This is a genomic window from Ensifer sp., assembly GCF_035999135.1.
Classification (GTDB): domain Bacteria; phylum Pseudomonadota; class Alphaproteobacteria; order Rhizobiales; family Rhizobiaceae; genus Ensifer.
Genome location: NZ_DASYGZ010000206.1, coordinates 62,206 through 83,626, shown reverse-complemented (window position 1 = coordinate 83,626; position 21,421 = coordinate 62,206). Strand labels below are relative to the sequence as shown.

At 62.2% G+C, this 21,421-nt stretch carries 14 protein-coding genes; 3 read left to right on the top strand and 11 right to left on the bottom strand.

The features are described 5' to 3' along the window. The first annotated feature begins 4,278 nt into the window (after positions 1 to 4,278). Positions 4,279 to 4,761 (top strand): hypothetical protein, encoded by a 483-nt coding sequence (locus VGO12_RS27550; protein ID WP_327515905.1) that lies wholly within the window; start codon positions 4,279 to 4,281, stop codon positions 4,759 to 4,761. 1,391 nt (positions 4,762 to 6,152) lie between these two features. Here VGO12_RS27550 and repC read toward each other — a convergent pair. The 11 genes from repC to VGO12_RS27495 form a co-directional block, all read right to left on the bottom strand. Continuing rightward, positions 6,153 to 7,367 carry a plasmid replication protein RepC gene (repC, locus tag VGO12_RS27545; RefSeq protein WP_327515904.1) on the bottom strand — a complete coding sequence of 405 codons (1,215 nt, stop codon included), beginning with the start codon at positions 7,365 to 7,367 and terminating at the stop codon, positions 6,153 to 6,155. Between the two features lie 210 nt (positions 7,368 to 7,577). Beyond that, positions 7,578 to 8,594 (bottom strand): plasmid partitioning protein RepB, encoded by a 1,017-nt coding sequence (repB, locus tag VGO12_RS27540; RefSeq protein WP_327515903.1) that lies wholly within the window; start codon positions 8,592 to 8,594, stop codon positions 7,578 to 7,580. Continuing rightward, positions 8,591 to 9,814, bottom strand: a complete 1,224-nt coding sequence (gene repA / locus VGO12_RS27535) for a plasmid partitioning protein RepA (protein WP_327515902.1) — start codon at positions 9,812 to 9,814, stop codon at positions 8,591 to 8,593. The genes repB and repA overlap by 4 nt, the downstream gene beginning before the upstream one ends. Positions 9,815 to 10,231: 417 nt before the next feature. After that, a complete protein-coding gene (locus VGO12_RS27530) occupies positions 10,232 to 12,196 on the bottom strand; it encodes a 3-hydroxyacyl-CoA dehydrogenase NAD-binding domain-containing protein (RefSeq protein ID WP_327515901.1) in 1,965 nt (654 codons plus the stop codon). A gap of 8 nt (positions 12,197 to 12,204) precedes the next feature. Beyond that, a complete protein-coding gene (locus VGO12_RS27525) occupies positions 12,205 to 12,600 on the bottom strand; it encodes a RidA family protein (protein WP_327515900.1) in 396 nt (131 codons plus the stop codon). 67 nt (positions 12,601 to 12,667) lie between these two features. Next, entirely contained in the window at positions 12,668 to 13,864 is a 1,197-nt protein-coding gene (locus VGO12_RS27520) for an acyl-CoA dehydrogenase family protein (RefSeq protein WP_327515899.1), read from the bottom strand. A 2-nt stretch (positions 13,865 to 13,866) separates the two neighbouring features. Next, complete coding sequence (locus VGO12_RS27515; RefSeq protein ID WP_327515898.1) at positions 13,867 to 14,709, bottom strand: enoyl-CoA hydratase family protein; 843 nt, start codon at positions 14,707 to 14,709, stop codon at positions 13,867 to 13,869. Between the two features lies 1 nt (position 14,710). Next, the gene (locus tag VGO12_RS27510; protein ID WP_327515897.1) at positions 14,711 to 15,484 is read right to left on the bottom strand and encodes an SDR family NAD(P)-dependent oxidoreductase; all 774 of its coding nucleotides are present in this window, start codon (positions 15,482 to 15,484) and stop codon (positions 14,711 to 14,713) included. After that, complete coding sequence (locus tag VGO12_RS27505) at positions 15,481 to 17,802, bottom strand: bifunctional salicylyl-CoA 5-hydroxylase/oxidoreductase (protein WP_327515896.1); 2,322 nt, start codon at positions 17,800 to 17,802, stop codon at positions 15,481 to 15,483. Before VGO12_RS27505 ends, VGO12_RS27510 begins: the two co-directional genes overlap by 4 nt. A 219-nt stretch (positions 17,803 to 18,021) precedes the next feature. Then, positions 18,022 to 18,546, bottom strand: coding sequence for a MarR family winged helix-turn-helix transcriptional regulator (locus VGO12_RS27500; protein ID WP_327515895.1), 525 nt, complete (start codon positions 18,544 to 18,546; stop codon positions 18,022 to 18,024). A 101-nt stretch (positions 18,547 to 18,647) separates the two neighbouring features. After that, a complete protein-coding gene (locus VGO12_RS27495) occupies positions 18,648 to 19,421 on the bottom strand; it encodes a GntR family transcriptional regulator (RefSeq protein WP_327515894.1) in 774 nt (257 codons plus the stop codon). Between the two features lie 161 nt (positions 19,422 to 19,582). On the opposite strand from VGO12_RS27495, the gene VGO12_RS27490 reads away from it, so the two are divergent. Continuing rightward, the gene (locus VGO12_RS27490) at positions 19,583 to 20,572 is read left to right on the top strand and encodes an ABC transporter substrate-binding protein (protein WP_327515893.1); all 990 of its coding nucleotides are present in this window, start codon (positions 19,583 to 19,585) and stop codon (positions 20,570 to 20,572) included. 66 nt (positions 20,573 to 20,638) lie between these two features. Beyond that, positions 20,639 to 21,418, top strand: a complete 780-nt coding sequence (locus VGO12_RS27485) for an ABC transporter ATP-binding protein (protein WP_327515892.1) — start codon at positions 20,639 to 20,641, stop codon at positions 21,416 to 21,418. Positions 21,419 to 21,421 lie beyond the last annotated feature (3 nt).

Below are 21,421 nucleotides of genomic sequence, written 5' to 3'. Positions count from 1 at the left end.
GACCTGCAGATATCGCCGAATTCGCGCGTGAGATCCGCGCAGTATCGCCGCCGTCAGCGCGAGCGATTGCGTGACTGATCGGCGCGATCGGGCTTTGACGGATTTGCTTCAGGTATCCGGCCCTGGTGGTAGCCCCGAGTTCAAATCCAGCCAACGAAGATGGGGCCTCCCAAGCCATACGTCGAGTATCACCTACATCCCGTCCACTGCGCTTCAGGCGCACCGCGGCATGCGCTCAGATCGGCGGCTTCCTAGCGCCGAAACGCGATCGCTTTGGATGGGCGTGGTCGGATCCAGTATGGCCAGGGAAGGATGCGCCAACTGCGCCCGCCAATCCGGTTCAATTGGGGCTCCTGGGTGGTTCGGCTCACCGCTTCTCGCCAAAGCTGACGATGTGGGTCATAGCTATCTCGTTTAGCGCGATTAGCCCGGGCTTCATCAGAGCAAGGCTCGACCAAGTCCCACATCCTCCAGGCGGGCTGCGTTGTCCCGCTTTGGACCCGTCGCGCTGATCGGGGTCGGTAGCACTGTGGCGACGTGCCCGACACGGGCGAGGAGAAGCTGTAGGCGCCTGAAAATCGACTGACCAGATTTGCATCCGCATCCATATTGCGCTGCCCATCGCACCGATACCCTTCGCTCGAGGGCATAAGACAACAGGTGCCGGCGGGACTATCGTTGGGCTGAGACACATCAAATTCAAAAACCCTGACAGCTGTCAGGGATCCGCTTGAGGACTTGACCGAGCGCTACTGCACCCGTGAACGGCCCGTCCGATCCATATGCCCCAAGTACGTATCCATCGACGGCGCTTGCGCTGAAGGACCAACGCGATACGATCACACGATCTGTCCAATAAGATTCGGTAACCGGAACAGCAGGTTGCATGGGGGCCTGACAGCTGTCAGGGTTTCAGGCGACATACACGCTGGGCCCGCGATCCTTCAGGCACACGCATGGCGCCGAAGGCACCCGCCTGGTTCAAGCCGTCTGCCGAAACCGCACGGCAAACACCTTGAATTCCCACCCATACCGCGGCCCCACCTTCGCTTGTGTCGAGATAGGGTTGATCGACGCTGTCCGCAGCACCGAAGCGTTCCGGAATGCAGGCAAGATCAACATCGTGCCTTTGGCGAACGCCGGGACAGGGTTGTCATATTATTAGCCGGCTACTTATATGGCAAATCTGGTTCGATACCCGGGATATTGACCTGGTTAAGGTTGATTATGATGGCAATCGATCGGCACTTCCCCAGAAAACTCTGACAGCTGTCAGGGTTTCTCGCGGAATACGACCAGCATCGGGTCGACGGCCTGCATCCGCTCCTGAACCGCCCCGGTAACGACCAGAGCTTGATCGCGCCTCGCATCGATAATCGACTGAAACCACCGCCATAGGCATCAACACCTTGTCTGGTTCTGAGCCAGCAGTACGGGAGTGCCCCGGACCAAACCCAAAGCGTCATCTCTTTCGGCGCCCCAACCACCGGTCGCAATCCGCGATTGCTTGTCCGAACACGCTGACAGCAGTTGGAAATCCCAACAGACGCTGCAACGAGACCGCTGCGCGAAATAGAGCACCGAGAACGCGCCAATCAATCATTCATGACTCCGGAAAAAGAGAGGCCCGCTTCGCGCAGATTCCCTGTTGGCAACGGGTCGCCGTCGCGGAACGACAGACTCGATCGCAAGCGAACCCTTTCCGGCGCGAAGTCCTTCGGGAGCCCGCGACTTCTGTCCGCGATTCAAAAGGACGATTCCGTATGAAAATCAGACCGAGCGTGGCTGTCCGAGCATGCGGGCCGATCAAAGGCATGACATCGCCACATAAGACCGCGCGACTTGGAATTTTCGAGTGACCCGGTCGGTTTACCGCCGGAAGACCTTGCACGACCCGCTGATCTGTCACGATGCTCGCATCCGATTACCGGACAGGCGGGTTTCGGCATCCAGGATCAACCTGGGCAAAGGCCGTTCAATACTGCGGAAATCTCGAGGGTAGGGGATCTGCCAAGCGAGAAGGAGCGCAAAGCCGCAAAGGGGCGCCAACTCAAGCCAGACGCGATCGGTCGGATCGTGATCGATCCGAGAGCCGCCACATTCGCCATCGCGCTGCAAGGATCCATGCGGACGGACAGTCGGAAATCACAAGGCCGAACCGAGGAATGGTGACGAACTGACCCACCGGACGAACTCCGCAAGCAGCCTGCCGCCACGCACCAAAAGGGCGCTGACCGGGACGGAGCCACATGATCACTGATGAGAAGGGAAGGGGTTCTGCAGATTCCCAGACGTCACATCCGTCGATCCAGAGTCGGTCCGGGCGCCAACTACTAAAAATGAACCGACGGACCGGAAAGCGCATCCGCGCTCCATCGTCGGCTCCGCAAGCATGTAAAGGCGACGGAGAGGGGAGCGCTGTCGACGATCTCAGCTTCCGTAAGTATTCGTTAACCTTTGCGACGGCCGATAAACTGGCGAAGTCACCTCAGCCTTTGCCCTTCGCTGCGGAAACATCCGAGCCATGTTCACCGCCGGCGCATACCGAAGGCCCGACCCAATTCCGCAGCACCTTGGGACTGTTGGCCAGTCGACGGCGCAAAGATTCCAGACTTCGTCGATGCCCACAAAGCGCGACCTTCCGTGAGTCGTCCGCCAATGTCGGCGCACGAGAGCGGCGTCCACCAATCAAAGTGAGGACGGCAGGGGAGGTGACATGAAAATCGCCAACCGAAAGCGTGCCAACAATCATGGGCGCAAGTGCCCCGGAGCGCGCGTGCTTCCTTGCATCGAATAGGTGAAGGCAAACATCCAGGCACGGTAAAAGTCGTTCGCGCCCGAGGCGCCGAACCGTTCGGCTCGAAATCTCACACCAGAGAACCGAGCCGACGGTTCCGGTCTGAAGCATCTCGTGCGACCCGATGCGATGGTCCTTCATGCCAGCCCACAGCCGGTGAGCGTACAGTTGCTGTCGCGACTTCTAGACTCGACCCAACGGTTGCGAGTTTTCCGAACGTTGAGCCACGCGAATAGCACCACCGGCAGAAGACGCGCCGTCACTGCGCCCAGTCCTTCTGCCGAGCACCGAAAGATGCGGGGGAACGCCTCGTGCGCGATGAGTAGCATGTACCAGCAAAGGAGATCGACGGGATGCGGACGCTGAAGCGCAAGACTCCCGGCAAAACATCTTGTCACTCCCCAAAGCTACATCCCATTTTCAAGCCAGCGCCGCTGCCGGCTTCCCAGTGAGCGCCAGCGCAACGCAGACCGTCCCGGAATGATGATTGAGGACGGATTGGCACGCTGTCCGAGTTTTGAAGGAACAAGGATGCTATTGGCTTTGGGGTCCAGCGGTCACCGCGCACAAGTGTCGGCCTCTGCCACTGACCACGATGCGGCCTTCATCCGCGTTTGGCCTCGACAACCCTGGCGCTCTCTGGAAGGGGCGGCGAGGGCATCTTCGCGGCATTATGCGCTGGCGGAGCCTGGCCAAAGGCCGTCTTGCATCACTTGTGCCCGCAGCCGAACATCACGAGATTTGCCATAACTGATCCGGCGGTGCGAACTTCGCTGTCTCATAACCATGCCATCGGGGCCAGTCTATGGTGCAGAAACTCGTCGATCGGCCGGGAAAACCGAGCGAGATCCAATTGCCACCGACACCGGCCGCGTCAATTTCCCTCAGCCAACGAACACTTCGCACTTCACCGAACGCGGTGTTGCCCCATCTGAGGCTTGGCGCCGCCGCGTCGGCCTTCCGCAGCCAGGATCGTCAAATGCGTGTCGCGCAAAGACCAAGGTTCGCTTCCGGGCGTGTTCGTGGCTTCCGCGCGTACGCCAGATGCCTCCAAACTCGCGCGCCGCATCGACGCGATGGACGTCGCGTACAGATCGCCATTGTCCACGCCGCGGGCGGGGACGCGCGGCCCAAAAGGGTTGATCGGCTCGTCACGCACAAGTTTTCCCGATCGGACCCAGTTTGCTGATTGGCGTCGTTGAGTTCAGATTGCCGTCTGGCCTTCGCCAATCGTTGGGATGAGATCCGGGTGGCGGTTCGGAGACGCGATGAACAGACGTCCGTTCTGCGCGTGCACCGGTAGTGTTCCCGGGGCTGTGACCTTATGGAGCACTCGGCATTGCCGTTGGTCGTCGGCGTGTCGGGCTTGGTGCAAATGCGCGTGATGCCCTCGCGGCAGAAATGGGAGAACGCTTTCGGCCGATTCCAAAGGCGTGTCCCGGCTTCTAAGGATTCTCAATTCTTAGAGCTGTGCCTCCCTCATGATGAAAGAGTTTGTCATCGGCAAATCAAACCCGATCGCGTTGCGTATCCACGTTGTTGCTCTTGTCGGGGACCGTCACAGCCATCGGCAGTCGGCTCGGTATTTCGACGTGTCGTCGCGCTTTGCAGACAAACTGGTGATCCAGACGCGCAAGATCGGATCGCTTCGCGGCGGCGGGCAAGGGGTGGAATCAAACCTACTGCAAATGGCGCATGGGTGCGCGCGCCTCGTGCAGAAAGGCAAGCTAATATACCAGACGAGATGTGCGTCGCCGACCGTGGTGTCATCGCACATCGCTAATATGCCTGGCGCCTTCGCAACCGGCTGGGGCCGAGCTATCAAGAAACTTGCGGCCGCGAACATCGACGCCTGGCGATCATGCGAGCCCGTCAGTTGTAGATCAGGCGGCGCCGGCTCTTCTTCAGTAAAGCATTGGCCCGACATATCTTTCTCTATGAATCGTCAAGCGATACGGAGCTGACCAACCGCTCATATTGGTCACGGAGGGTCCGGCATGACAGCAGCCCCGCCCCTTCGTCTCATGGACGACACAGATCTTCATAGCACGGCTGAGATCGCATGGGGTGGTCACGCCATTGGATCGTCAACGCACCCAATGGGCAACCGCATCCTCGAGATCTGGATCGAAACCGAACGTGCCTAGTCCCTGACACCGGACGATGTCGTCATTCACGGCAACGTCTGCTTCCATCGGAGCGAGCGGACTGGGGAACTGGCCAAGGCGCGGCGCATGCTTGTTGTTCCTGTCGCCCGATCTCGATCCGATCGAAGTGTCTTTCCGCAACGCTCCTGAGAAAGCGGGCCGCGACGACAGGTTCGATGCCGTCGCATGCGTTTGGCGGTATCTGAAGCCCCTTCTGCGTCACAGAATTCAGAAACTTCAACGCTGCCGGACATCGGGCCGATGAAACGCGTCGCTATGGAAGCGACTGTCGGTCATGAGGCGTTCAACCGTGATGCCAAGGCTTTCATCGCAAGCGGACGCTGCGTTGAAAAAAACCAACGGCGTTTGCCTCTCATTCGTCCGGCAAGATCTGCGAGAACGGCGACGACTGCGGCGTCGGTCGCCGTAAACACCGACGAACTCCCAGCCGATGCCCTGGGTTGTTGGACTGTCCGGTTGGATGTCCTTCGGCCACGAAAGACTCACTCAGCCCGAGCCTCCGCCTGACTTCCGCCACCGACGCCATACTCTGCTTGGCGATGGGCTGGCCCGGAAATACAAACGGGGCTGCATCGCGATCTCTTCGGCGACGCCGGGATCTGTCCCGGTCTCTTCATTGGTCGAGCGATCTGCATGCCGGCATTTCCATCGCACAGGCCTCATGTCGCCCGAGCCCTCAACACCTTGACCATCACGGCGGAGGTCCGCGCAACCTCTGCTCTGGCGCGAGGTCCTCATATTGACGTTCATTTCGTCCCTCCTACCGCGTGTTGAAGCCCAGTGGCACCGATCTCCCTCGGTGCGGTATCAAGGGACAACCCTTTGATAGTTCTCAGATAAGCGGCCAGTGCGAATGGGCATCAAGTTCCGACATTCGCTCAAATGACACTGAACACCCTCAACTTCTTTGAGGGCAAAGGGATGGGATCAACGCGGCCGCACCGCCTTCACGATTAGTCATCGAAGCGTGCCGTCACGTCCGCCCCTCCAGTTCTCTGCTCGGGACCTCTTCGGCTTCACCTGTAACGGCCGACGCCCAGGAGGCAGATTTCCAGATCAGAGCGGGCCGCGTCAGCCGCTGCGCCTCAAAGCCCCTGGCAGACAATTCCCGCTCCGTTCACGTAATCGATCCGATCTCGATGGCTCACCGCCGGCCGAAACCAGAAAGACTGGAAACGGCGGAACACTCACCCGGCCCTGCGCTCAGAGCTTCCATTCGCTCGCATCAAGGCCATCAACATCGGACCGAGCGAAAATTCGCCGCGCCGCGCCTTTGACGTCAGATCACGCAAATACGCCCCGGCCGAGTTGATGTGTCCTGCCCGTTCGAGAATGCAAGCAATCGTAACCGCCGCGTTTTCAGGCCCCATCACATCGCAAGCATCCTCATAGGCGCTCGCGCTCACTCCCAACGTCGACCGCACCACCACAGCGGCCGCCATCAGATCGCGCCAGCTCGATATGCCCTCAGTCGGGCCGTACAGTTTCATCTCGGGGCAGGCCCGCACCACCATACTCAACGGGAATGCCTTCAGCGGCTCCTTCTGAGGCTGCCTCTCTCGTTCGGCTTTCGCTCCCTGCTCGTTTCTAGAGCTAGGTTCAAGTTCATTGATGGATTCGGGATTTGAATTCTGTATGTGACGCTCAGAAAGAGCATCATTGCTGCTCATTTTTGCTGAATTATCCAAGACATCCAACTGATTGACGATCTCTGCGCAAAGCAGGTCCATCTCTTCCAGGATTGACACGAGGTCTTGCAGTGTCGGGGATCTCGGAATTCTGGCGATAAGGGCCAGGTAGACGTCTTCGATCCTGCCCCAATCACCGCTCGCCCCCTCCTCGATCGCTGCCGAGATGAGCTTGCGGGCGTCGCGTCTGCGGATCGTCAGGGCCTCCTTGGTGCGGCGAAAAAGTGCTCGTTCTGCCGCTACCTGCTGAGCCAGCTGCGCAAGCTCTTCCGATCGGGCGAGCAATGGAGAAAGGTCGAAACCGAACGCATCCTCGATCTCACCGGTCCTGTCCTTGCGGACGTAGCGCTTGCCGTTGGCACTGTCCTTGCGAACAATGAGGCCGGCGTCAACGAGCATCGCCAGGTGTCGCCGCAAGGTGGCGCCTGCGATGCCGTGCGCACGCAGCGACAACTGGGCATTCGACGGGAAGACGATGAGCGGTTCCCCCTGACGCAGATCGGCCTCGGGATAGAAGCTCAAGAGTGCATCCAGCACGGTCAGCGCACGGTCCTGCAGCTTAAGAAGCGTCCTCGCTTCGCAGGCGTCACGAAACACTTTCCATTTATCGACCGATTTGTCCGACCTGATTTCGCCGGATGCCACTTGTCGCTTCACCAGCGCAAGCGTCATCGGCCGCCGCCCAAAGGGCGTCGTCACACTTCCACTCTGCATTTTCTTTCACCCCTCAAATAGGCAAAAGAAGTCCGCTCACCAAATTCGGTGCCATTAAGTCTTGACGGGGATTCGTGGAAATGCGATTCTCAGATTGTCCAGATATGAGAGAGGCTTCCACGACGGCAACGTTTGGGGGCCTTTTTCTTTTGCGGTGTTCCTTTCCGTATTTCCTTCGACCTGGTCTTTCAGGCAGCTATGCTGAGCGTCTCAGCTCTCACGCTCGCGAGAAAAGCGCTCCATAAGAGCCGGCAGTTCCTTCCCGACGAACTTCATGAACTCAACGCCGAGCGGGCCGTCCGCGGAAATCCGAAGCTCCTTGGGCGAAATCTTCCATGCGCCCAGTTTCCGGCCCGCCAGGTCCGACAATTCGTTGCTGTCCTCCTGCGGCTGCCGCGACGGCTTCACCGCCTCGAATGCCCGCTGGAAGCGCTGGTCCGATACCGAAGTGCCGCCAACGGCATCCGTCAGAACGCGACGAACGACAACGAGAGATTCGGGGTCGCTCGTTATGGCTTTCGCAAGCTCGATCCAGCGTGGGCGACCGATCTTGGGCGCCCGGCCGATCGCTTCGATCACGTCTGCAGGGATTGCCCGATAGACGCCTCGCATCCTGGCGAGCTCGGCATCTGCAATCGACAGCGCAGCATAGATGTTGCGCGCCTTGATGCCGGCATCGTCCATTCGCGACGCAAACAGCGTCCGCTCGATCCATGTCAGGTCTTGCCGGTTGGCATTCTCGATGCCCTGCGCAACGACCAGATCGAGATCCGAGATCTCGACCTCCAGCGCACGCACCGGCTTGCCAAGTTCCCTGGCGGCTCGCCAGCGTCTGTGGCCGTAGACGATCTGATAGCGACCGGCCGACGACGGATGACGCCGGACCTGAATGGGCACCTTCTGCCCTTCGGCCTCGATTGAACGCTTGAACGTTTCGAAATCGCTGGCGTCGTCGTCCGCCAGCCGGTCCGGATAGGGGGAAGGATCGATAAGTGCGGTATCGAGATCGAGGACCGCGCCCCCGCCGGCCTCGACGATTGCCTTCAATCGGTCTCGCTCGGCCCTGATGTCGTCGATCGCGCGATGCGCTGCGCCGACGACGCCCGCGCCGACCCGTGGCGACGGGGGAGGGGCGGCCGGTTTCGGTTCATCTGCGAGCTTGTTTTCCAGCTCCGCCGACAGCAAACCGAAGCTTGCGACAATTGACTTGCGGGAAGACTTGCTCATGTGCGTCCCCAGCTGTCGTTGACAAGGCGGATGATCGCTTCATTGACCGCGTCGACGGCTTCCCGCGCGCGCTTGTGCGTATCACGGCCGATCTGGCCCATTTCGAGTTCATAGATCGAGCGCTTTGCCAGGCCGGCCGCTTCCACGGCTGTGCTTTCAATGGCGGTGGGCAGCAGCACATCTGACCCGAACATGTGCCTGAGCAACGCGACGACCTGCGACTGCGGGGCATCGTTGGGATCGTGCCGCGTCACGAGATAGCGGATGAAATCCTGGTCGAGCTGCGCGCCGCTTTCGTTCAGGACGCTGATGAGATCACCCATCATCAGGAGAAACTGGCTCATCGAGGCCACATCCAGCATGGCGGGATGGACCGTGATGACCATGCTTGTCGCCGCATAGATCGCGCTCAGTGTCAAAAAGCCGAGCGACGGTGGCGTATCCAGAATGACGATGTCGTAGTCATCTTCGACCTCGGCGAGCGCAAGCTTCAGCCGCTCGAAAAAGATCGCGCCGGAGCTCGACCGGTTCGCCAGCACCCGAGGGGTCTCGTGCTCGTACTCCATGACCTCGAGGTTTCCGGGAACGAGATCGACGCCGTCGAAGTAGGTCTTGCGAATGATGTCGCGGATCGGACGCCGCTCATTGTCGTCGTAGCGAAGTGCGGCGTAGATCGTTTCGTTGGCGCCGACGTCGAGTTCCGGCTGGGCGCCGAACATCGCCGACAGCGATGCCTGGGGATCGAGGTCGAGCGCGAGAACACGATAGCCATGCAGGGCGAGATAGTGCGCGAGGTGCACACAGGTCGTCGTCTTGGCGCTTCCGCCCTTGAAGTTTGCGATCGCAAGCACCTGCAGGTGCTCGCCCGGGCGCCGGCGCGGTAGAAAGCGCAACGCTTCGGAAGGCTTTTGCTTGGCAAACAGTTCCCGAAGCTCGTTGATCTGGGCGAGCGTGTAGACCCGGTGATTGTTCTCAAGACGGCTAGGCGTCGGCCCGCGGCCCTCGGATGACATCAGCTTGAGGGTCGAATCCGGTATCGATGTCAGTTTCGAAACTTCGTTCGTCAGAAACGACCGCAAGGTCTTTTCGGATGTCGGCGGGTACATGCGGGTCCGCAGCTGCTGCAGCTGGCTCGACAAAAGACCGGCGTGCCGCAAGATCTTTGCTGCCGCGTCTTCCTTGAGTTGAACGTCCGATTCTGTGCGTTGCGCTATCGCCATCTCACCCTCTTGGCGGCCTATCGCCGGTTTGCCGGCCATTGTCCGCTAAGAGCTAGAACACGATTCTCCGATTCCGTCCAGTTCAATAGGGTTAACAAAGGCATAACGTGCGGACGCCACAAACCCCCGATTTCTGCCGCTAACCCCTGAAAATGTTACAGTTTTGTTAATGCCCGGAGCAAACGGCAGATCGTATTTACCAACACCTTTGCGTGCGCCGTTGAAGCGAATCGATCAGCCGACGTCTTCCGAAGCTTGTTCCCCAGAGAATCACTTGCATCCGTCCGACACAGCGCACGGACCCGGTGGTTGCCTCAGGGTCGCCGCAGGACGAGCGAGATACCCGGTCCGACGCCAATACTCTTGGCAACAAAGGGGACCTCTGCGACACGCATACGCGCCTCACACATGCCAATCCTACGGGTTCTGCGCGGCAAACATGGGTCCACCCCTATGGGCCGGAAAGCCGTAGCCGTTGATCATAACCAGGTCGATGTCGCTGGACCGGGCTGCAATCCCTTCGGATATCAGCGCTTCGCCCTCCTCAACCATTGCTCTGAGCAGACGCTCGAGGATTTCCTCGGACGTGAAATCGCGCGGGGTGATCTTCTTCGCCGCCCGCGCCGTCGCAATGATCACGGTAACCTCGGGATCGACCGCGCGCTTGCCATCGGTGTATGCGTACCAGCCGCGACCGCTCCTGAGGCCGAGGCGGCCGGCTTCGCAGAGCCTGTCGGCGATCTCGACATAGCGCTGAAGTGGATCGCGGGTTGCTGCCTGGCGCTTGCGCCGCGCCCAGGCGATCTCAAGACCCGCCATATCGTTGACCGCGAAGATGCCCATCGGAAAGCCATAGGCTTCGAGTGCTGCGTCAATCTCCTCGGGCGCTGCCCCATCTTCGAGCATGAACTCCGCCTCACGGCGATAAGCGGAAAAGATGCGGTTGCCGATGAACCCCTCTGTCACGCCGCAAACGACCGGCAATTTGCCCAGCCGTTTGACGAAGGCGAGCGCGCTTGCCAGCACATCGGGCGCCGTCTTCGCGCAGTCGACAACTTCGACCAGCCGCATGACATTGGCGGGCGAGAAAAAATGTAGGCCCACCACGCGCGAGGGGTCGGCGGTGGCCGCCGCAATCGCATCGGGATCGAGATAGCTGGTATTGGTCGCGAATATAGTGCCGGGCGCGACGATGCCGTCGAGCCTGCGAAAAAGCTCCGCCTTGACCTCAAGGTCGTCGAACACCGCTTCGATGACGAGGTCTGCGACGGCAAGGTCGGCGGCGTCCGTGGTCATCTGCAGCCGGGAGACAAGAACATCGCGCTGATCGGCGGCAAGCCGCCCTGAGCGGACGGTCTTGTCGAGCGTTTCGGCGATCCGCGCCCTGCCGCTTTCGGCCGCGTCCTCTGCCTGTTCCAGGGCAATCACCCGGTAGCCGGCCGTCAAGGCGGCAACAGCGATGCCTGAGCCCATCAGCCCCGCACCGACCACCGCGACGGTGTCAATAGGCCTCGGTGATACCTTGTCGAGCCCCTCAACCTTGCCGGCGGCGCGCTCGGCAAAAAACACTTGTCTCAGGGCCTTGGACTCTGCTGAGTCGCGCAAACGCAGAAATGTCGCGCGTTCGTCCTGAAGTCCCCGATCGAGATCAAGTTCCGCCGCGGCCCTGACGAGGCGAATGGCTTCGGCAGGAGCCGATTGCCCGCGCGCCCGCGCCAGGATCTTCGCTTCCTGAGCGTCGACCGACGCGCGATCGGCCGGGGGCACGGCCATCATGCCGGTCCGGCGAAGCGGTCTGCCGGCCTGGTCCTGCAGGAAGGTAAGCGCGGCCGTCGTTGCGTCATCCGCCATGCCATCGACGAGCCCGAGTGCTACGGCTTCAGCGGCTTTGACCGGGCGCCCGGTGCCGGCCAGGTCTATCGCCGCTTGAAGGCCGACAAGGCGGGGCAGCCGCTGCGTCCCGCCGGCACCTGGAACGAGGCCGAGCTTGACTTCGGGTAGGCCGAATGACGCTTCTTTCCCGGCCATGCGACCGTGGCAGGCAAGGGCGACTTCGCAACCGCCGCCAAGGGCTGCGCCGTTGACAGCAGCAATCACCGGCTTGTCGAAGGCTTCGATCCGCTCGATGACGGCGGGAAGCATCGGCTCGACAGGCGCCTTGCCGAACTCCCTGATGTCGGCGCCGCCGACAAAGGTGCTGCCGGCGCCGGTGATCACCATACCCACGATCGAAGCGTCGCCGGCGGCATGGTCAAGCGCCGCCATCAGGCCAGAGCGAACATGGGCTGAAAGGGCGTTGACGGGTGGATTGTCGATGGTGACGACGAGGGCGGAACCTTCAAGGCGGGCGGAAACGCTCTCGGAAAACCGGATCTCGGCCATGGCGATCCTCAGTCCGGAACGACGGCGGTGGCCTGGATTTCGATCTTGGCGCGGTCCTCGACGAGCGCCACGACCTGCATCGCCGCCATCGCCGGGAAGTGCCGACCGATAATGTCGCGATAGGCCTGACCGATGCCACGCAGGTTGCCGACATATTCCTGCTTGTCGGTGAAGTACCAGGTCATCGTCGTGATGTGGTGCGGCTCCGCGCCGCCGGCGGCGAGCACGGCGACGACGTTCTTCAGCGTCTGGCGCACCTGCTCGACGAAATCGTCCGTCTCGAACGCTGACTGCGCGTTCCAGCCGATCTGGCCGCCGACGAAAACGGTGCGGCCCCTGGCGGCGACGCCGTTGGCGTAGCCGATGGGCTTGGCCCAGCCTTCAGGTTGCAGGATGGTGTGCATTTGTCGTCTCCAGATGTTGTGCCAGCGTCTCGAACGCCGTATTCGGGCCCCGCACGCGCGCAGCCCGCTATCGTGTCGTATCCTTCATCAGCTCGCGGCCGATGATGAGCTTCTGAACCTCCGTCGCGCCCTCGTAGATCCTGAGCGCCCGGATCTCGCGATAGAGCCGCTCGGTGATCTCGCCGACGCGCACGCCGCGACCGCCGAATAGCTGCTGCGCCTGGTCGATGACCCATTGCGCATTCTCCGTCGCCGTCATCTTGGCCATCGCCGCTTCCCGCGTCGTCGGCCGCTTCTGCACGTCGCGCTGCCAGGCGGTGCGGGACGTCAGAAGGGCGGAGGCGTCGATCGCTGTCGCCATGTCGCCGAGCGTGCTCTGCGCCGTCGGCAGATCGGCAAGCGTCGCACCGAACATCTTGCGGTTCTTTGCATGCGACACCGCCTCGTCGAGCGCGCGCCGGGCAAAACCGATCGCGGCTGACGCCACCGAGGGACGGAAGATGTCGAGCGTGCGCATGGCGATCTTGAAGCCTTCGCCAGGGCTCCCAAGAAGCTGCGACGTCGGAATGCGGCAATTGTCGAAGGCAAGTCGGGCGAGTGGATGCGGCGCGATCGTCTCGATGCGCTCGGCGATCCGAAAACCCGGCGTTCCGGCGAAAACCACAAATGCGGAAATGCCGCGGGTCCCCGGCGCCTCGCCGGTGCGAGCAAAGACCGTATAGACGTCGGCGATGCCGCCATTGGAGATCCAGGTCTTTTCGCCGTCGAGTACAAAATGATCGCCATCGCGGCGCGCAGCGCACGCCATCGCCGCGACATCCGAGCCGGCCTCGGGCTCGGAAAGTGCAAAGGCGGAGATCCATTCGCCGCGAGCGACCTTGGGCAGGACGGCCTGTTTCAACGCCTCGGAGCCGGACAGGCTGACAGCACCTGTCCCGAGGCCCTGCATGGCGAAGGCGAAATCGGCAAGGCCATCGGTGTAGGCGAGCGTTTCGCGGATCAGGCACAGCGTGCGGCTGTCGATCTCGTCGCACGCGCCGCCAAAGGCCTTGGGCACGCAATGGCGAAGCACGCCGGCACCACCCAATGCCGTCACCAGATCCCGACAGGCAGCGTCGACGTTTGCGTGATTGACCGCGCCGAGACCACCGCCGAGGATGAAATCATCGAGCCCGGCGGCAACCGCACGATGCCGGTCCTCATAGAATGGCCAGTCGAGATGATCGCGGGACGGCCCGCGCGGCGTCTTATCGGGCGCGCCCATCGTCAATTGCCCTTGAACTCAGGCTTTGCCTTGGCGGCAAAGGCCTCGAAGGCGCGACGGAAGTCACCGGTCGCCATGCAGATCGCCTGGGCCTGGGCTTCGGATTCGATCACCTGGTCGATGCCCATCGCCCATTCCTGGTCGAGCATCTTCTTGGTCATCGCATGGGCGAACCATGGGCCGTCGGCGATACCGCGCGCGAATTTTTGGGCTTCGGCAAGCAGCGGCGCACGCTCGTGCAGAGCGTTGTAGAAGCCCCAGGCGTGGCCTTCCGCAGCCGTCATGACGCGGCCGGTGAAGAGCAGTTCGGCGGCACGGCCCTGGCCGATGATGCGGGGAAGAATGCCGCAGGCTCCCATGTCGGCGCCGGCGAGCCCCACGCGTGTGAAGAGAAAGGCCGTCTTCGCCTCGGGCGTTGCCACACGGAAGTCCGAGGCCATGGCGAGAATGGCGCCGGCGCCGGCGCAGATGCCATCGACGGCGGCGATCACAGGCTGGGGGCAGGCGCGGATCTGGCGCACCAGTTCGCCGGTCATGCGGGTGAAATCGAGAAGATCGGGCATCGACATGCGTGTCAGCGGCTCGATGATCTCGAAGACGTCGCCGCCGGAGGAGAAATTGTCGTTCGCCCCAGTCAGAACCACGGCTCGCACGTCACTGGCGCGGGCGAGCGAGCGGAAGAGATCGGCAAGCTCCTCGTAGCTCTCGAAGGTCAGCGGGTTCTTCTTTTCCGGCCGGTTGAGCGTGATCGTGGCGACCCGGCCATCGGCATCGGTCTCAAACAGGAAATGTTCTGGCTTATGGCCCTTGAAGGGACGCTTCTTGGCCTGCATCGGGTTGGTCATCTTATCCTCCAAGAACTTCGCCGCCGGCAACCGCGACCGCCTGGCCGGTGATCGCGCTCGCCTTCTCCGACACCAGCCAGGAAACGGTGTGGGCCACCTCCTGAGCCGTTACCAACCGTCCTTGCGGGTTGGTCCGGGCAAGGCTCGCACGGGCTTCTTCGCGTGTTCGCCCGGTCTTTTCGCTGATCGTATCGAGCGCGCCGTCAATGAGGGGCGTGTCGGTGAAACCGGGGCAGACGGCGTTGACGGTCACGTCGGTGCGGGCAAGCTCCAGCGCGAGCGCGCGCGTCAGGCCGACGACCCCGTGCTTGGAGGCGCAATAGGCAGACACGTAGGCGTAGCCCGTCAGGCCCGCCGTGCTTGCAACATTGACGATGCGGCCGTTGCCGGCGCGACGCACCGACCCGAGCGCCGCCTGCGTCACTACAAAGACGCCGGTGAGGTTGGTGGTCATCACCCGTTGCCAAAGGGCGAGATCGGTCTTTTCGAACGGCGCCGAGGGCGCTTCCCCGGCGCAGTTGACGAGAACGGCGATGTCTCCGGCCGCGGCAATCGCCGCCGCGATCCCTTGCTCGACGGCTTCCGGATCGGCCACGTCAAACCCGGCGCAAACCTGCGCCTGCCCCCCGGACGCGAGGATGTCCTCTCGCACCGCTTCAAGCGGCTCTGCGCGTCGCCCGGCAAGACTGACGATGTGGCCGTCCGCCGCAAGCGCAAGGGCGATCGCCCGGCCGATGCCGCTTCCCGCACCTGTGACGAGGGCGTGCCGGCTCATGGCTTCACCACCGTCGTTGCGGCACGGGCGAGGTTGTTCACATACTGCGCGCGGGCGGAGTGATACTGTTTTGGCCAGGGTTGATCGTCATAGCCGATCCTCGCCGCCTCATGCAGGACGAAGGACGGGTCCGCCAGATGCGGGCGGGCGATGGCGCACAAGTCGGCCCGGCCGGCGGCAATGATCGAATTGGCGTGATCGGCCTCGGAAATTGACCCGACCGCGATGGTCGCAACCTGGATCTCGTTGCGGATCTTGTCGGAAAACGGCGTCTGGAACAGGCGGCCGTAGACCGGCTTTTCCTCCTTCACCACCTGCCCGGACGAGCAGTCGATCATGTCGGCGCCCGCCTCCTTGAACATCCGGGCGAAGATCGCGGCATCCTCGGGCGTGTTACCGCCCTCGTGCCAGTCATGGGTCGACAAGCGCACCGACATCGGCCGGTCCTCGGGCCAGATCTTGCGGACCGCGTGGAACACCTCGAGGGGGAAGCGGGCGCGGGCCGCATGGTCACCGCCGTATTCGTCGGCGCGAAGGTTCGTGAGCGGAGACAGGAAGCTCGACAGGAGGTAGCCGTGCGCCACGTGCAATTCGAGAATGTCGAAACCGATGTCTCGGGCGCGTTCGGTGGCCTCGACGAAATCCGCAAGGACCCGGTCCATGTCCGCCCGCGTCATTTCGCGCGGAATGTCGGAATGCTTGAGGTAGGGCAGGGGGGAGGCTGAAATCAGCGGCCAGCCGCCTTCGCTCAAAGGCTGGTCGATCCCCTCCCAGGCGAGCTTGGTCGCGCCCTTGCGGCCGGCGTGGCCGAGCTGGATGCCGATCTTGGCCGGCGTCTGCTGGTGCACGAAATCGACGATGCGCTTGAAGGCCTGCGCCTGCTCGTCGTTCCAGAGACCCAGGCATCCGGGCGTGATCCGGGCATCGGCGGACACACAGGTCATTTCCGGAAAGATCAGCGCTGCGCCGCCCATGGCGCGCGCACCAAGATGCACCATATGGAAATCGTTCGGCAGGCCGTCGGTTGCCGAATACATCGCCATCGGCGACACAACGATGCGGTTCCTGAGCGTCAGGCCACGCAACTTGAACGGCGTGAACATCGGCGGCGGCACCGTGCCGTTTGCGGCCGGTTCGACGCCGGCGCGTTCAGCGAACCAGCGTTCGAAACCTTCCAGCCAGTCCTTGTCGCGTAGCCGCAGGTTTTCATGGCTGATACGCTGCGAGCGGGTCAGCATCGAGTACATGAACTGCTCGGGCTCCAGCGTGTCAGCATACCGCGTGCCGACGACCTCGAACCACTCCATCGCGTTGCGGGCGGCATTCTGGATGCGGGCGACGTCGACGCGGCGCACCTCTTCATAGGCGGAAAGCACCGTGGGGATGTTGGCCTTGTCGTGGCCGAAAATATCGAACTGCCGCGTGAGTTCAATGGCGTCGTCGATCGCGAGCTTGGTGCCCGATCCAATGGCGAAATGGGCGGTGTGGGCACTGTCGCCCATCAGGACGACATGGCTGCGGCCGTTGAAGTGGCTCCACTTCTCGCAGATCAGCCGGCCGAAATTCAGCCAGGCGGAGCCGCGCAGATGCCGGGCATTGGTCATCAGCCTGTGGCCATCGAGCGTGCTTGCGAAGAGCTTTTCGCAAAAGGCGATCGACTGGTCCTGGTCCATCTGGTCAAGGCCGTGGGCACGGAAGACGTCGTCGGTGGTTTCGACGATGAAGGTCGAGGTATTCTCGTCGAAGCGATAGATATGCGCCTGGAACCAGCCGTGCTCGGTGCGCTGGAAGTCGAAGGTGAAAGCGTCGAATTTCTTGTCGGTGCCAAGCCAGACATAGCGGTTCGGCCGGATGACCATGTCGGGCCGGAAGATATCAGCGTACCTGTTGCGGATGCGCGAGTTGACGCCATCGGATGCAATGATGAGGTCCGCATGGGCGAATTGCTCGTCGCTTTCGACATCCGTCTCGAAAACAAGCTCGACGCCAAGCTCCAGGCAGCGGTCCTGGAGGATGTTGAGCATCTTCTTGCGGCCGATGCCGACAAAGCCGTGGCCGGTCGTCCTGATCTTGCGACCCTTGAACACCAGTTCGATGTCGTCCCAATGATTGAAGGAGACCTCGATCGCCTGGGCCGTTTGCGGATCCCACTGCCGCATGGATTGCATGGTCTGGTCCGAAAACACGACCCCCCACCCGAAGGTGTCGAAGGCGCGGTTCCGCTCAACGACGGTGACGTGATGCTCCGGATGCTGGCGCTTCATCAGCAGCGCGAAATAGAGCCCGGCGGGCCCGCCACCGATACAGACGATCCGCATGTCGTTCTCCTCCCGAGCTCCGGCTGCGCGCGTCGCCGTCGAGCTGGCATTGCCGCCATCCCAACTGCTTCAAGCAGCGTGGACTCGTTCAAGAGAAATTTCAAGCTTAAAATTGTTTTGGACGTGTGCCTGCTCCGCACGTGCGCCTCCGCGGGGCGGACTCGAAAGCGTCGCCACTCGGCCGTTCGGCAGCAGGGAGGGAAAGAGGGGCGGGAGCCGTCAGGAATTGCGGGCGAGCGAGGCGATGATCGATCGCTTGAGGGTGGCCAGCTCATCCATCAGCACGCCGCCCTCCCGCGCCGGAAGCCCGGCGAACAGATCGGAGATCCAGTCGGCGTGCCGTGCCGCCATCTTCTCGAACTCAGAGCGGCCAAAGGGCGTGAGCGCGATGACCTGTACCCGTCGATCGGTCGGGAGCGTCGTGCGGCTGATGTGACCGCTTTCGGTCAGCCGCTCCACCAGCACCGTTATGTTGCCCGGAGAGACCATCATGCGCTTGGACACCTCGCCAAGCACCATGCCGTCAGGCGCACGTTCGAGCTGGGCCATCAGGTCGAAGCGCGGCAAGGTCGAATCGAACTCCTCCCGCAAACGCCTGCGGACTTCGCTTTCGACCAGTGTCGAGCAAGTGAGCAGGCGCAGCCAGAGCCTGAGTTCGGCGCGATGATCGCCCGGCGCTTCGAGCGCCTTGGTCTCGCCATCCAACCATTCCGGCGCGATGTCGAACTTTTCTTCACCCATCATTCGAACGTCCGCTTAAAAATCCCGGTCGGCAAATCACCGGGCACTTCGTCTTCCTGTTTCTCAAAGAGGTTCGCAGGTCTTGCACAGGTTGTCACGGCCCGTCATTCGGACGCGAGACCGGCGGTCAGCGGGCCGATCGGCGCAACGGCTCGACCGCCGTCCTCGGACTGGGCATAGACGTTGACGGTAAAGCCGATGTGCTCGGCCATCAGTGCGCCGGCGCGCGCAACGTCGCGATCGAGGGCCGCTTCCATCAGGGCGGTATGATGCTCGATCGCCATGGCGTCCTCAAGCGCCGCCACCGCCTCCTCGTAACCGGCACTCATCCCCGAGGCCGCCCGCATCGTCGGCGCAAGGCTCAAGAAGCGATGATGGCGCCGGAGCTGATCGGAAATTGTCGCCTGGAAGCGGAACAGCCAGCGCGACCGTGCGGCACTGATCAGCGCCGCATGGAAGCCGGCATGTTTCTCGTCCCACTCGTCGACCTCGCTTTCGGAAAAATGCTCGACGGAAACCTTGCAGCGCGACAGCCGGTAGTGCGCCGTGACGACGGCGGATTCCCAGGCGCTGTCGCCGTTCTCGATCGACTCGAGCAACAACGGCATCTCGACGGCAAGGCGCGCACGGGTGAGATCGTCCAGTTCCTCCCGTGAAACCGGGGCGACCGCAAAGCCGCGATTGCTGATCGCCGTCACAAGACCTTCCGCCTCCAGCCGGGAGAGCGCCTCGCGCAACGGCGTCCAGCCGATCCCATAGCTTTCGCGCAGCGCACTGAGCTTCATCGGCGCGGCCGGTTTCAGCCGCGTCGCCAGGATGTCTCGGCGGAGCAACCGGTATGCCGTTTCCGTTTTCGTCGACTGTTCGTGGTCCTGCATTGCGTTCCCTTAGCGCCCGCATCGGATCGGTACAAATATATATAGTTCGGAGCCAAAGAAGAAAATATATATATTTGTTTGACAAGAACTCTGGCCCTCGCCATCATCGCCGCACACCGCCGAGGAGGGCGGTCACGCTCGTGAATTTCTGGGAGGGATGTATGAGCAGGCTTAAGAGCACGTGGCTTTCGGGGTTGGTCGTTGCCGGCGCAATTGCGCTCGGCGCTCACGCGGCGGCGGCCGATCCGATCCGCATCGGCATCGCCAATTTCGGCGAGCATCCGCAGTTGAACGCGTCGATCGCCGGCTTCAAGAAGGCGCTTTCCGAAAACGGCTTCGTCGAAGGCAAGGATGTGGTTTACACCGAGAGCCACACCAATTTCGATGCCTCGCTGGTGCCGCAGATGATCGCCAAGCTGCAGGCCGAACAGCCGAAGCTCGTCTACACCATCACGACGCCCGTCTCGCAGATCGCCAAGAAGGCGCTCGCAGGCTCGGGCATTCCGGTCGTGTTCTCAGCCGTTACCGACCCGGTGGCCGCCAAGCTCGTTCCGTCGTGGGAGGCGGGTGACGATGGCATGACCGGTGCTACCGACCTTCAGGACGTGGCCGCCGTCATGGCCTTCACCCACAAGCTCCTGCCGAACGCCAAGCGCTTCGGCGTGCCTTACAATCCGGGTGAGGCCAACGACACCGCGCTGCTCGACAAGATCAAGGAAGCGGCACCTGCCGCAGGCTTCGAGGTCGTCGAGGTCGGTGTCGACAACGTCAACGACATCCAACAGCGCATCGCCTCCTTCGCCGGCAAGGCCGACGTGATCTATACGCCTGCATCCAACCTCTTGCAGCCGGCGATCGGCGCCGTTTCCGCCGCCGCCCGCCAGGCCCAGATCCCGATCGTCAATTCCGACGATGGCGCCGTTCGTGACGGTGTCGTGCCGGCAAGCTTCGCCGTCAACTACGAACAGGTCGGCGTCAATGCCGGCAAGATCGCTGCCCAGATCCTGAAAGGCGCAGACCCCAAGACCATCGCGCCGTCGCGCCCCGCCTACGAAGATCACGCACCGCTGATCTCGAAGAAAGCGGCCGCAGCCTTCGGCATCGAAGTGCCGGCAGCGCTCGCCAGCGAGTGCAACTGCGTCGTCGACTGATTTCCGATTGGTCTCAACGGTGACGGCGCCACAAGCGCCGTCACGTCATGCGCAAAGGGGGAGCCAATGCTGGAAATCAGATCGGCCCGCAAGGTCTTTTACCGGGGGCAACCGGACGAGAAAGTCGCGCTCGATGGCCTCGACCTGCGTCTCAAGACCGGTGAATTCGGTGTCGTCATCGGCTCAAACGGGGCCGGCAAAAGCAGCATGCTCAACGCCATCTCCGGCGCGCTGGTGCTCGACAGCGGCCAGGTCGTCATCAACGGCGACGACATGACGGCAACGCCCGTGCACAAGCGCGCCATGCGGCTTGCCCGCGTGTTTCAGGACCCGATGCGCGGAACCGCCGCCTCGATGACGGTGGCGGAAAACATGCTGCTCGCGGAATTGCGCAGCAACAGGCGCACCCTGCGCCGTGGTCTGAACGCCAAGCGACTTGCCGCCTACAAGGAGCGGCTTTCTTTGCTTGCTCTCGGCCTCGAAAACCGGCTCGACACCCGGGTGGAGCTGCTCTCCGGCGGCCAGCGGCAATCCCTGTCGCTGATCATGGCCGTCGGCGGCGAGCCCGAACTGCTGCTGCTCGACGAACACACCGCCGCCCTTGATCCGCGCACGGCCGACATCGTCATGCAGGCGACGATCCGTGCGGTCGAAGCCCTGAAGCTGACGACGCTGATGGTGACGCACAACATGCAGCACGCCGTCGACTTCGGCCACAAGGTCATCATGCTCGACGCCGGGCGCGTGCGCCTTGAGATCGACGGCAAGGACAAGGCTCAGACGACCGTGCCTGACCTGATCGGCCATTTCGCCGTCAAAACCGACCGCATGTTCCTGGCGAGCTGACGA